The organism is Micromonospora sp. NPDC048898 (genome assembly GCF_043198035.1).
Lineage (GTDB): Bacteria > Actinomycetota > Actinomycetes > Mycobacteriales > Micromonosporaceae > Micromonospora.
The window spans coordinates 594784-606821 of record NZ_JBICUF010000002.1 but is presented as its reverse complement, the minus strand read 5'-3'; the positions used below and the strand labels follow the sequence as shown (position 1 = coordinate 606821).

At 72.4% G+C, this 12038-nt stretch carries 12 protein-coding genes; 10 read left to right on the top strand and 2 right to left on the bottom strand.

Features of this window, described 5'->3' with window-relative positions:
• The first annotated feature begins 105 nt into the window (after positions 1-105).
• Together ACGFIQ_RS09515 and corA are read left to right on the top strand one after the other, a co-directional pair.
• Positions 106-1200 carry a PLP-dependent aminotransferase family protein gene (locus tag ACGFIQ_RS09515; RefSeq protein ID WP_393241788.1) on the top strand — a complete coding sequence of 365 codons (1095 nt, stop codon included), beginning with the start codon at positions 106-108 and terminating at the stop codon, positions 1198-1200.
• A 435-nt stretch (positions 1201-1635) separates the two neighbouring features.
• Positions 1636-2784: a magnesium/cobalt transporter CorA gene (corA, locus tag ACGFIQ_RS09510; RefSeq protein WP_393241785.1), complete on the top strand. Its 1149-nt coding sequence runs from the start codon at positions 1636-1638 to the stop codon at positions 2782-2784.
• Positions 2785-3086: 302 nt separating this feature from the next.
• Here the strand turns inward: corA and ACGFIQ_RS09505 are convergent, their stop codons facing one another.
• On the bottom strand, positions 3087-3872 hold the full coding sequence (locus ACGFIQ_RS09505; RefSeq protein ID WP_393241782.1) for a hypothetical protein: 786 nt from the start codon (positions 3870-3872) through the stop codon (positions 3087-3089).
• Positions 3873-3956: 84 nt separating this feature from the next.
• Between ACGFIQ_RS09505 and ACGFIQ_RS09500 the strand changes: the two genes are divergently transcribed.
• Both ACGFIQ_RS09500 and ACGFIQ_RS09495 read left to right on the top strand, forming a co-directional pair.
• Positions 3957-4487, top strand: a complete 531-nt coding sequence (locus ACGFIQ_RS09500; RefSeq protein ID WP_357065819.1) for a peptidylprolyl isomerase — start codon at positions 3957-3959, stop codon at positions 4485-4487.
• A gap of 100 nt (positions 4488-4587) precedes the next feature.
• Positions 4588-5502 carry a rhomboid family intramembrane serine protease gene (locus tag ACGFIQ_RS09495; RefSeq protein ID WP_393241779.1) on the top strand — a complete coding sequence of 305 codons (915 nt, stop codon included), beginning with the start codon at positions 4588-4590 and terminating at the stop codon, positions 5500-5502.
• Positions 5503-5570: 68 nt separating this feature from the next.
• Here ACGFIQ_RS09495 and ACGFIQ_RS09490 read toward each other — a convergent pair whose 3' ends face one another.
• Positions 5571-5996 (bottom strand): PH domain-containing protein, encoded by a 426-nt coding sequence (locus ACGFIQ_RS09490; protein WP_393241776.1) that lies wholly within the window; start codon positions 5994-5996, stop codon positions 5571-5573.
• A gap of 272 nt (positions 5997-6268) precedes the next feature.
• On the opposite strand from ACGFIQ_RS09490, the gene ACGFIQ_RS09485 reads away from it, so the two are divergent.
• The 6 genes from ACGFIQ_RS09485 (at position 6269) to ACGFIQ_RS09460 (ending at position 12028) form a co-directional block, all read left to right on the top strand.
• Positions 6269-7441: a thiolase family protein gene (locus ACGFIQ_RS09485; protein ID WP_393241773.1), complete on the top strand. Its 1173-nt coding sequence runs from the start codon at positions 6269-6271 to the stop codon at positions 7439-7441.
• 60 nt (positions 7442-7501) lie between these two features.
• Positions 7502-8515 (top strand): aminoglycoside phosphotransferase family protein, encoded by a 1014-nt coding sequence (locus tag ACGFIQ_RS09480; RefSeq protein WP_393241771.1) that lies wholly within the window; start codon positions 7502-7504, stop codon positions 8513-8515.
• A gap of 111 nt (positions 8516-8626) precedes the next feature.
• Complete coding sequence (locus ACGFIQ_RS09475; protein WP_393241768.1) at positions 8627-9133, top strand: hypothetical protein; 507 nt, start codon at positions 8627-8629, stop codon at positions 9131-9133.
• Between the two features lie 90 nt (positions 9134-9223).
• Positions 9224-9916 carry a response regulator transcription factor gene (locus tag ACGFIQ_RS09470; protein WP_393241765.1) on the top strand — a complete coding sequence of 231 codons (693 nt, stop codon included), beginning with the start codon at positions 9224-9226 and terminating at the stop codon, positions 9914-9916.
• On the top strand, positions 9909-11375 hold the full coding sequence (locus ACGFIQ_RS09465) for a sensor histidine kinase (RefSeq protein WP_393241762.1): 1467 nt from the start codon (positions 9909-9911) through the stop codon (positions 11373-11375). Before ACGFIQ_RS09470 ends, ACGFIQ_RS09465 begins: the two co-directional genes overlap by 8 nt.
• Positions 11376-11431: 56 nt before the next feature.
• Positions 11432-12028: a hypothetical protein gene (locus ACGFIQ_RS09460; RefSeq protein WP_393241760.1), complete on the top strand. Its 597-nt coding sequence runs from the start codon at positions 11432-11434 to the stop codon at positions 12026-12028.
• The last annotated feature ends 10 nt before the right edge of the window (positions 12029-12038 follow it).

Genomic DNA, 12038 nt, shown 5'->3' with positions numbered 1-12038 from the left:
CTGCCGCCGACCGGTGGAGTCGGGTCACCCGTCCCGGTGGCTCAGGATGCGGACATCGCCGTGCCGTCCGCGCGTCCCCCGCCGCCGCCCGTACGCTCAACATCCATGACCGCCGAGCAGTTGATCTCCTTTGCCCGTGGGGCTCCCTCGCTGGACATCGTCGATGTCGAGGGGCTCAAGGCCGCAGCCGTCCGCGCCTTCGACGCCGACCCCGCGGGGGTCACGGCGTACGGCACCTCCGTCGGTTACCTTCCGCTGCGGAAGTGGATCGCCGACAAGCACGGCGTCCAGGCCGACCAGGTGCTTGTCACCAACGGGTCCCTCCAGGCCGACGCGTTCCTCTTCGACCACCTGGTCCGCCCCGGCGACGCGGTGGTGGTGGAACGCCCGACGTACGACCGGACGCTGCTCAACCTCCAGCGGATGGGCAGTGAGCTGCATTCCATCGCGGTCCAGCCGGACGGCCTCGACACCGCCGAGCTGCGCAAGCTGCTGGAGTCCGGGGTCCGGCCCCGGCTCGCGCACGTCATCCCGAACTACCAGAACCCCGCCGGCATGACGCTGTCGCTGGAGAAGCGTCGGGAGTTGCTCGACCTCGCCGCCGAGTACGAGTTCACGATCTTCGAGGACGACCCGTACGCGGACGTCCGGTTCCGGGGCGAGGCGCTGCCGTCGATGCTCTCGCTGGACACCCGCAACGTGGTGGTGCACGCGTCGAGCTTCACCAAGACGGTCTGCCCGGGTGTCCGGGTCGGTTACCTGGTCGGCCCGTCGGATCTGATCGCCGCCATCGCCAAGAACGCGACGAGCCTCTACATCTCGCCGGGCATGGTGTCCCAGGCGATCGTGCACGAGTTCTGCGTCTCCGGTGACATCGACCGCTCGATCGAGACGGTACGAGCGGCGCTGGGTGAGCGGTCCCGGGTGCTCGCCGAGTCGTTGCGCCGGCACCTGCCGCAGGCGCGGTTCGTGGAACCCGACGGCGGCTACTTCCTCTGGGTCGAGTTCCCGGAGGACGTGCTCGTCGACCGGCTCGCCCCGGCGGCGGCCGAGCGGGGGGTCGCCGTGGTCAAGGGCAGCGACTTCGTGCTGGACGGTGGGCGGCACGCGCTCCGGTTGGCCTTCTCGGCGGTGACCGCTGACAAGATCGACGAGGGTGTCCGTCGGCTCGCCGAGGCCGTGGAGGCGGTCCGCAGCTGAGGGCGGAGGGCGTCCGAAGCTGAGGCCGGAGGCGGTCCGGAGTTGAGTCCGGGGCGGTCCCGAGCCGGGCTGACTGTCGGGTTCCCGACAGAAGGGCGGCGCTGGCCGCCTCGGGACTCCCGCCCGGGTGGTCGGCGGCCCCACAATGCTGCGAGCGCCACCCTTCAGCTGTTGCGGACGTCACCACCCGGTCTCCGGGCTGGCCGCGAGTGGGGTGACGCGGCAGCACAACCTCCCGCCCCCACAGGTGCCGGGTGGGCCGTGTCGTCCCCGCACACCCCCCGATGCGGCCCGGCCCGCCCGGCGCCGCCCCAAGGGGCCTGTTGCACAGGGATTGGCCGGCCTGCGGCGGCCCCCACGCGACCGCCGTCACACGTCTCCTCGACCGCGGTCGGCGTAGCCTGCAAGCCGCAGCCGAGCGTGGGAGGTGACGCGATGACGGATCGGACAGAGCGGGACCGGACGGCACCGCCGTCCACCGGCCGGGTGTTGCGACCTCGGGCCTGGCCCTCCCCGGTCCGGGCGATGACCCGGATCCTCAACGCCGACGGTTCGCCGCCCGTGCCGGCCCCCAGTGGCACCGGTCGCAGCGCGGTGGTCGACTGCGCGCTCTACGTCGACGGCAAGCGGCAACCCGGCGACTGGACGTACGCCGAGGCGCTGACCGCGGCCCGCCGGGAGGAGCACGGCTTCGTCTGGATCGGTCTGCACCAGCCCGAGTTGGCCGAGATGACCGCCATCGCGGAGACCTACGGGCTGCACGAGCTGGCCGTCGAGGACGCGGTGAAGGCCGAGCAGCGCCCCAAGCTGGAGCGGTTCGGCGACGTCGTCTTCCTGGTGCTGCGTACCGCGCGGTACTGCGAGCACGCCGAGCTGACCGAGAACTCCGAGGTCGTGGAGACCGGGCAGGTGATGCTCTTCATCGGCCCGAACTTCGTGATCAGCGTCCGGCACGGGGACGCCTGCCGGCTCGCCCCGATCCGCGCCGACCTGGAGACCAAGCAGGAGTTGCTGCTGCACGGCCCGTGGGCGGTGGCGTACGGGGTGACCGACCGGGTGGTCGACCTCTACCTGGAGGTCGCCGACCAGATCGAGGACGACCTGGACATGCTGGAGGCCGAGGTCTTCGACCGGCAGGGACACGGGCGGATCCAGCGGATCTACCAGATGAAGCGGGAGTTGGTGGAGTTCAAGCGGGCGGTGGTGCCGCTGCAACGACCGCTGATGACGCTGACCTCGCAGGTCAACCGGGACGTGCCCAAGGAGATTCGCAAGTACTTCCGGGACGTGCAGGACCACCTGAGCCGCACCGTGGAGCAGGTGAACTCCTACGACGACCTGCTGAACTCGATCCTCCAGGCGCGGCTGGCCCAGGTCACCGTCGACCAGAACAACGACATGCGCAAGATCGCTGCCTGGGCCGGCATCGCCGCGGTGTGGACCGCCATCGCCGGCATCTACGGGATGAACTTCGACAACATGCCCGAGCTGAAGATGACGTACGGCTATCCGGTGGTGCTGGCCCTCATGCTCGGCGTCTCACTGGCCCTCTACCGGTGGTTCCGCCGCAACGGGTGGCTCTAGACCGCGCGGCGGGAGCGACTGGACCGCTCCGCCGCCCGGCAGGCGCAGTGATCCACTCGCCTTTCATGAAGTCGCGGCATCCCGCGCTCCCGGACACCCCGACTTCCTGAAAGCCGAGTCGATCATGCGAGGGTCCGCCCGCGTGGGGGCCCGCCCGTGCGAGCCCCGCGTCCGTGCGAGCCCCGCGTCCGTGCGAGCCCCGCGTCCGTGCGAGCCCCGCGTCCGTGCGAGCCCCGCGTCCGCGGAAGCGCCGACGAGCGGGGGCAGCCCGCTCGTCGGCGCTCGATGCGCTGTCGCTGGTGTCAGCGGCGGCCGTTGGTGCGGGCGGTGTCCTTGTCCTTGCCCAGCGCCTTGGTGAGGTCGTCGGTCGGCCGACCGGAGACGTCCGTGGCACCCTCGGCGACCGACGGGACCTTGTCCGTCGGGCGGATGCCGGTCTGCTTGGCCGGGCCGGTGGTGCTCGCGCTGGTGCCGCCGGCCACTGCCGAACTGCCGGCACCGGTCATCCCCGCGGCACCGGTCATGGCCGCCCCGTCGGTGCCCTTGGTGGCGGGCGGCGTGCGCACCTCGATCGAGTCGACCTCGTCACGCATCGGCTCAAGGCTGCCGCGGGTCGGGTCGTACTCGGCCCACTCCTGCTGCTCCCGGCGGCGACGCAGGGCCACCGCGCCGGCCAGGCCGGCGACGACACCTGCCGCCAGCAGGCCGGTCATCATCGGGCCGCGACGGCGCGGCTGCTTCTTCTTACCGGTGATCCGCATGGTCTTCGACTTGGCCTTCCTGGTCAGCGGCCCTGCCTGCGCGGCGCCGTCACGGGCCGCCGCGGCCAGCGGTGCCAGCGTGGTGAGTGTCGTCCCCCAGCCGGTCGACGCCTGGTCGCGAACCCTCGCCGCGGCCGGCCCGACGTAGCCCCGGGCCACCTGGACCCGCGGGCCGACTGTCGCGCCGGCACCCTTCGCGGCGTGGTTGGCTGCCTGCACCAGGTGGCTGATGCTCTGGTTCAGCTCGGCCTTGGCCAACTGCCCCTGGGACTTACGCCGCCCGAATCCAAACACGGTCCTACCTCCTGGGAGTTGTTCCTTCGTCATCCTCCACCAACGGATGCCTCCGCGATGCCAGATCGGGCACATGGGAGGATCCGCATGGAACTGACCAACGAGTGAGGAGTACCCGTGGCCGAGGCTGTCTACGCCACCCTGCACACCAACGCTGGCTCGATCCGGCTGGAGCTCTTCCCGAACCACGCGCCGAAGACCGTCCGCAACTTCGTCGACCTGGCCGAGGGCAACCGTGAGTACACCGACCCGCGCACCGGTCAGCCGGGCAGTGGGCCGTACTACGACGGCACCATCTCGCACCGGGTGATCAGCGGTTTCATGGTCCAGATGGGCGACCCGACCGGTACCGGTCGGGGCGGGCCGGGCTACAAGTTCGCTGACGAGTTCCACCCGGAGCTGCGCTTCGACCGGCCCTACCTGCTGGCGATGGCGAACGCCGGACCGGGCACCAACGGTTCGCAGTTCTTCATCACCGTGTCCCCGACGCCGCACCTCAACAACCGGCACACCATCTTCGGCCAGGTTGCCGACGAGCAGTCGGTGAAGGTCGTCGACTCGATCGCGAGCACCCCGACCGGCCCGAGCGACCGTCCGCTGCAGGACGTCGTCATCGAGCGGGTCGAGATCGAGCGGTCTGCTTCCTGACCGACCGGCGAGGTACCTTTGCTCGCATGATTGAGCGCTCCGGAGCACCGCACCGGCCGGCGTCGGTGGATCGCGTGTCGGTGGACGGAGGGGCGGCCCGGTGAGTGAGTCTCCGCCGACCGCCCCGGTCTGCTACCGGCACCCCGGCCGGGAGACCTACGTGCGGTGCACCCGCTGCGACCGGTCGATCTGTCCGGACTGCATGCGGGAGGCGTCCGTCGGGCACCAGTGCCCGGAGTGCGTCAACGAGGGACGTCGCAGTGTCCGGCCGGCGCGTACCGCCTTCGGTGGCGGTATCGCCGGCCGGCACGGCTATGTCACCAAGGCGCTGATCGCCGTGAACGTGCTGCTCATGGTGCTGTCCATCGCCTCCGATCGGGGTGGCGACGCGGCAGCGGGCGGTTCCGGCTTCGGCGGGCTGGCCGGCGGCGAGACACCGCTCACCCGGTGGGGCGGCGTGCTCGGCTACGCCTCGTACGTGCCCTTCGGCCCGGTGCACGGGGTCGCGGCCGGCGAGTGGTACCGACTGTTCACCGCCATGTTCCTGCACTACGGGTTGCTTCACCTGCTGCTGAACATGTGGGCGCTGTGGGTGCTCGGCCGGGAGTTGGAGGGCGCGCTGGGCCGGGTGCGCTTCCTCGCCCTCTACCTGATCGCGGGCCTCGGCGGCAACGTCGCGGTCTTCCTGTTCAGTGCCCCCAACCAGTCAACCGTCGGTGCGTCGACGGCCACCTTCGGGCTCTTCGCCGCGATCTTCGTGATCATGCGACGTCTCGGCCACAACACCTCGTCGATCGTGCCGGTCCTGGTCGTCAACCTGGTCTTCACCTTCGCCGTCCCGGGCATCTCGATCCCCGGGCACCTGGGCGGGCTGGCGGTCGGCGGGCTGATGGCGTTGGTGCTCGCGTACGCGCCCCGCGGCTGGCGCACGTTGGCGCAGGCCACCGGTGGCGGGATCATCCTGCTGGTCCTGCTCGCTCTGGTCCTCGTCCGCACCGCCGTCCTGCTCGGCTGACGTCTCGATCGAGATCTTGGAAGGAAGGTGCCCCCGGAGGGGCGGTTTCCTTCCAAGATCTCAGGGTGTCAGGAGCGGGGGGCGGCGCGTAGCGCGACGGCGACCTCTTCCGGGGTGGCGCCCAGGTCGTATCGGCCGAAGAGGTGCAGTGACACGCCCGCGTCGATCTCCAGGACCTCGGACGTGAGCCCCAGTCGCGGTCGCCGGTCCACGGTGATCGCCTCGATCGCCGGCCAGGGCAGCAGTTGGCGACCAGCGAACCCGCGAATGACTGTGAGTCCTGCCGGATCCACCGCCAGTCGGACCGGTGCGATCAGGTCGCGTACCGCCCAAGTGGCCAGCGCGGCGGCGGCCAGGACGGCCAGCACCAACCGCACCGGGTCGTCGTCGGCGAAGAGCAGCCCGAGCAGGACCAGCAGGACCGCACCGGCCAGCTTCGCCGCCGGTAGGCTCGCCGGCACTCGCCACTGCCGGACTGGGGAGATCTCATCCACCCGCTCAGCATGCCAGCGGCTGCCGGCTCCCGGCAGTGCCGGCCCGGTCCGCGAGTGCCGGCCCGGTCCGCGAGTGCCGGCCCGGTCCGCGAGTGCCGGCCCGGTCCGCGAGTGCCGGCCCGGTCCGCGAGTGCCCGCCCGGTCCGCGAGTGCCCCGTACCACCGGCGCGGGCGCGTACCGGCGTGTCGGTAGAGGGAGGCAAGCCCGGGGGCAATCAGTCGGTCCACGGACAACGTAGGATCGGGACAGCCCACGTTACCGGGGAGTAAACATGAGTGACGCGGTCATCGTCGGAGCGGTGCGCACCCCGGTCGGACGGCGCAGGGGCAGCCTCGCCGACGTCCACCCGGTCGACCTCTCGGCGCACGTGCTGCGTGCCCTCGCCGAGCGCACCGGGATCGACCCGGCCCAGGTCGACGACGTCTACTGGGGCTGCGTGTCCCAGGTCGGCGAGCAGTCGTGGAACGTCGCCCGCAACGCCGTGCTCGCCGCCGGCTGGCCCGAGACGGTGCCCGGCACCACCCTGGACCGGCAGTGCGGCTCCAGCCAGCAGGCCCTGCACTTCGCCGCCGCGACGGTGCTCTCCGGCCAGGCCGACCTGGTGGTCGCCGGCGGGGTCGAGTCGATGACCCGGGTGCCGATGGGCTCCAGTGTGGCCGACGGCATGCCGTTCAGTGATCAGCTGCGCGCCCGCTACCGGGGTGTCGAGGGCTTCGCCGACGATGCGCCGCTGCCGTTCAACCAGGGGGTCGGGGCCGAGTTGATCGCCCAGCGGTGGCGGCTCTCCCGTACCCAGCTGGACGAGTTCGCACTGGCCAGCCACGAGAAGGCAGCCGCCGCGCAGGACGCCGGCGCGTTCGACCCGGAGCTGACCCCGGTGCCGCTCGCCGACGGGGGCAAGTTCGCCGCCGACGAGGGCATCCGCCGGGAGACCTCCCTGGAGAAGCTGGGCGAGCTGGCCACCCCGTTCCGTGCCGAGGGCGTGGTGACCGCCGGGTCCGCGTCGCAGATCTCCGACGGCGCCGCCGCCCTCGCGGTGACCACCTCCGACTGGGCCAGCCGGCACGGCCTGCGCCCGCTGGCCCGGATCCACACCGCCGTGGTCGCCGCCGACGACCCGGTCACCATGCTCACCGCCCCCATCCCGGCCACCGCGAAGGCGCTGCGCCGCGCGGGGTTGGGCATCGAGGAGATCGGGGTGTACGAGGTGAACGAGGCGTTCGCCCCGGTGCCGCTGGCCTGGCTGGCGGAGACCGAGGCGGACCCGGAGCGGCTCAACCCGCGTGGCGGGGCGATCGCCCTCGGTCATCCGCTCGGCGGTTCCGGTGCCCGGATCATGACCACCATGCTCCAGCACATGCGGGACAACGGGATCCGCTACGGCCTGCAGACCATGTGCGAGGGCGGCGGCATGGCCAACGCGACGATCGTCGAGCTGGTCTGACTCCCCCGAGGCCGCAAACGCGCTCGCGTCGGCGCGGGCGGGCCGCCTAGGGTGCCCAGCGTGACGACGAACGCTGACCCGCACGCCGCGCCCTGGTCCACCGAGCAGTGGCAGGCAGGGGCCCGGTCCTGGGTCGACGCGCGGCTGAGCCAGTCCGGCCGGCGGGTGACCGGGCCGGTGGAGCCTCGGGTGCGCCCCTGGTCGCTGGTCTGGCGGGTGCCCACCGACGACGGCCCGGTCTGGTTCAAGGCCAACAACCCGGGCACCGTGCACGAGGCGGTCCTGATCGCGACGCTCGCCCGGTTGACGCCGGCACGGGTGCTGACGCCCATCGCGGTGGACCCGGCGCAGGGCTGGTCGCTGCTGCCCGACGGTGGCGAGTCGTTGCGGGAGGTGCTGGCGCGCGACCCCGATCTGGCGCACTGGGAGCGGGCGCTGCCCGGGTACGCGGCGCTCCAACTGGCCACCGTGCCGCACGCCGACGAGTTGGTCGCCCAGGGTGTGCCGGACCACCGCCCGGAGGTGCTGGCCGGGCTGCTCGCCGAGCTGCTCGACGATCGGGAGTCGCTGCTTGTCGGTGCCGAGGGTGGGCTCAGCCCGGATGTGCACGAGCGGCTGCGGGCGGAGCTGCCGTCGTACGCCGAGCGGTGTCGACGGCTCGCCGACATCGGCATCCCGGCCACCGTCCAACACGACGACCTGCACGACGGCAACGTCTTCGCGGCCTCGGACGGCTACCGCTACTTCGACTGGGGCGACGCCTCGGTGGCGCACCCCTTCGGCACGTTGCTGGTGACCCTGCGGTCCATCCGGTACGCCACGGAACTGGCGGCCGACGACGCCCGGTTGGCTCGCCTGCGGGACGCCTACCTGGAGGCGTGGACCGACAGGTACGACCGCCGGACCCTCGTCGAGGCCGTCGACCTCGCGATCAACCTGGGGGCGGTGAGCCGGTCGCTGTCCTGGCGTCGCGCCCTGGACACCGTCGACAGGTCCCGCGCCGAGTACGCCGAGGCGGTCCCCGGTTGGTTGGCGGAGCTGTTCGCCGCCAGTCCTCTTCAGCCCGATTCCTGACCATGATCCGTCCACGTCGGAAATCGGACAGCCAGTGCGACCCCCGGCGTGGAACTTCCAAAAGTGCATCGTGACCCACGTCACCCCGCCGGGGAGGTCGTTGGGCAGGTCATGGACGTCTTCTCCCGAACGTTCCTCCCGGCCGCCACCGAGGCTGGCCTGGCCGTGCAGACCGTGAGCCGGCACATGCCGGTCTTCCGGCGCTGTGTCGGCTCCGGTGACGCCACCATCCTGGTCACCCGTTGCAGCCGCCCCGACCGTCCGGTCACCGGCGACTACCTGCTGCTGCTCACCCACCGTCGACTGGTGGTGACCCAGCAGACCCGACTACTGCACCGTCTGCGCCTGCATCTCAACACCGAGTTGCGCGAGCTGAGCAACGTCACCTGGAGCCCGGACCCGCGACTCCAGTCGGTCGAGATGGCGGCCACCGCGATCGACGGGATCCGTGAGCGGTTCCTGATCCGCACCAGCCACGCGAAGCAGGTCTGGCAGCTCGACGCGCTGCTCAACCAGGCGTTCCGGAGCCGCCTGCGGCCGCCCGGCGCGAGGGTCGTCGCCAGCATCGGCGACGCGCCGGCCGGCGCGCGGCCCGGGATGTTCGCTCCGTCCTGGTGAGCTGAAACCCGGCCACGCCTTGCCGCACCTTTACCGAACTCGAACACACACCGATCGCGTCGAGCGTTCGTCGTCGGCAATCATGGGCCGGTGACCGTCGAACCGCCGCACCGCGGGCTCGTCCTCGTGGTCGAGGACGAACCGGCCATCGCCGACCTGGTCCGGCTTTACCTAGCCAGGGACGGATTCGGCGTCCACCTGGAACGGGACGGTCTTGCCGGCCTGAGCGCCGCCCGCCGGTTGCGCCCGGTGGCCTGCGTTCTGGACATCGCGTTGCCGGGCCTGCCCGGCACCGAGATCTGCCGCCGGATGCGCGAGGTCGGCGACTGGACCCCGGTCATCTTCCTCACCGCCCGGGACGACGAGGTGGATCGGATCGTCGGCCTGGAGTTGGGCGCCGACGACTACGTCACCAAGCCGTTCAGCCCCCGCGAGTTGGTCGCCCGGGTGCGGGCGGTGCTGCGCCGGGCCGCCGGTGGCCCGGAGGGCGCGGACCGGCCGCGTGTCGTCGGCCCGGTGACGCTCGACCCGGGCCGCCGCACGGTCACCGTCGCGGGCGCGCCGGTGCAGCTCACCTCCACCGAGTTCGACCTGCTGGCCCACCTGATGGCCCGGCCCGGTCGGGTCTTCACCCGGGAGGAGTTGCTGGCCGGGGTCTGGGGTTACGCGGCACACGCCGGCACCCGCACGGTGGACGTGCATGTCGCACAGGTGCGGGCGAAGCTCGGCCCGACCAGCGTGATCCGCACCCACCGTGGCGTGGGGTACGCGGTCGATGCCTGATCACCCCGGGCCTGTCGAGTCGCCGACCATGTTCCTGCCGGTGATCGGCGCCGGCCCGCCCGCCGCACCTCGACGAGGCCGGTTCGGCCGCACCCTGACCGCCCGGGCGGTGCTTGTCACCTGCGCGGTCGCGTTGGTGTCGGTGCTGGTCACCGCGATCGTCGCGGTGCCGTTGGCGATCCGTGGGGCGGAGCGACGCGATCAGGACGCACTCGCCGCGCAGGCCCGGCTCGCCGCCGAGGTGCTGCGGACCCGCCTCGACCGGGGCCGCACCGCGGACGAGGAACGGCTCGTCCAGCAACTGCGTGACCAGGGCATCGACGCGTACCTGATCCGGCGCGGGGCGGTCGACCGGCCGGGCCTGCCGACTCGGGTGGTGCAGCGGATCGGGCAGGGTCGCAACGTGTCGGTGCGGCGCGTCGTCAACGGGGAGCGCGCCCTGGTCGAGGGCCGTGCGCTACCCAACGGCAACGGGGTGGTGCTCTCCCGTGCGGCGGCACCCGGGCTGTGGGCCCGGGTGCTGCTGAGCCTCTGGTTGCCGCTGCTGGCCGGGTTGGCCGCCGGTGTGGTGGCCGGGCTGCTGCTGGCCCGCCGGCTGGCCCGGCCGATCCGCGTCGCGGCCACCGCCGCCGCCCGGCTACGCGCCGGCGACCGCGCCGTCCGGGTGCCGGTCGAGCCGCCGGACGAGGTCGCCGACCTGGCCGAGGCGTTGAACGGGCTGGCCGCCGCACTGGCCACCAGTGAGGGGCGGCAACGGGAGTTCCTGCTGTCCGTGTCGCACGAACTGCGCACCCCGCTGACCGCGATCCGGGGGTACGCCGAGGCGCTCGCCGACGGGGTGCTCGGCGCGGACGACACCGTCGACACCGGCCGGACGATGCTGGCCGAGGCCCAACACCTGGACCGGCTGATCGGTGACCTGCTGGCGCTGGCCCGGCTGGAGGCCGCCGACTTCCCCCTCGAACCGGTGTCGGTGGACCTGACCCGACTGGCCCTGGACGCCGAGCCGACCTGGGCCGGCCGGTGTGCGGCGGTGGGCGTGCCGTTCCGGGTAGAGACGCCCGGTCAGCCAGTGCCCGCGTACACCGATCCGGGGCGCATCCGGCAGGTGCTGGACGGGCTGCTGGAGAACGCGCTGCGGGTCGTACCCCCGGGGTCGCCGGTGGTGCTCGCGGTCCGGCCGGCCGGTGCGGACCCGGCCGCCGGCGGCGTGCTGGAGGTCCGCGACGGCGGGCCGGGCTTCACCGACGACGACCTGGCGGTGGCGTTCGAACGCGGCGCGCTGCACCAGCGTTACCGGGGGGTGCGCAAGGTCGGCAGCGGGTTGGGGTTGGCGCTGGCGGCCGGGCTGGTCCGGCGGCTGGGCGGGGCGATCGCCGCCGGGCACGCGTCGGAGGGCGGGGCCGCCTTCACGGTCCGGCTGCCCGGCGATCCTTACCTGGCCCGAACATCGGCCTGACGCTCCGCTCGTCGTCGCGGGAGAGGCTGAGACCTCCACGGACGAGAGGAAAAGCCATGCCACGTTGGGGATTCGCCACCGGCACCACGGCGCTGCTCGCGGCGGTCGCGCTCGGTGTCAGCGGCTGCGGTGCGGCCGAGGTGGCCAGCCAACCCGCCCGGGAGGTCGCCGTCGAGGTCGCCGCCGCGATGGGCGTGGAGGGCCAGGCGCTGACCGCGATGGGCTTCGACGCGGACGACCTGGACGTGCGGACCATCGCCGCGCCGGCCACCCCGACGCCCGGTGCCTCGCCCACGGCCGGGGAGAAGGCCCGGGAGAAGCGCGGCGAGGAGTGGCGCAAGCGCCGCCAGGCCCGCGTGCAGCTGCGGAAGAACACCCTGCACGGTACGGCGGTGGTGCAGACCAAGGAGGGTACGCAGACCGTCGCCGTGCAGCGCGGTGAGGTGACCGCGATCGACGGTGACTCGATGACCGTCAAGTCCACCGACGGCTTCACCATGACCTGGACCTTCGGCGACGACCTGCGGGTCGTCGAGCGGCGGGCCACGGTGCAGCCGAGTGAGGTGAAGGTCGGCGCCACGCTCGGTGTCGCCGGCACCCAGGACGGCGACAGGGGCGTGGCCCGCCTCATCCTCGTCCCCCGAGCCAAGTGACCGAGGGGCC

Excerpts from the sequence above, each read along its gene's own strand:
- ACGFIQ_RS09485 (WP_393241773.1), top strand. The coding sequence starts at position 6,269 with ATGAGTGACGCGGTCATCGTCGGAGCGGTGCGCACCCCGGTCGGACGG.
- ACGFIQ_RS09460 (WP_393241760.1), top strand. The coding sequence starts at position 11,432 with ATGCCACGTTGGGGATTCGCCACCGGCACCACGGCGCTGCTCGCGGCG.
- corA (WP_393241785.1), top strand. The coding sequence starts at position 1,636 with ATGACGGATCGGACAGAGCGGGACCGGACGGCACCGCCGTCCACCGGC.
- ACGFIQ_RS09465 (WP_393241762.1), top strand. The coding sequence starts at position 9,909 with ATGCCTGATCACCCCGGGCCTGTCGAGTCGCCGACCATGTTCCTGCCG.
- ACGFIQ_RS09505 (WP_393241782.1), bottom strand. The coding sequence starts at position 3,872 with ATGACGAAGGAACAACTCCCAGGAGGTAGGACCGTGTTTGGATTCGGG.
- ACGFIQ_RS09515 (WP_393241788.1), top strand. The coding sequence starts at position 106 with ATGACCGCCGAGCAGTTGATCTCCTTTGCCCGTGGGGCTCCCTCGCTG.
- ACGFIQ_RS09475 (WP_393241768.1), top strand. The coding sequence starts at position 8,627 with ATGGACGTCTTCTCCCGAACGTTCCTCCCGGCCGCCACCGAGGCTGGC.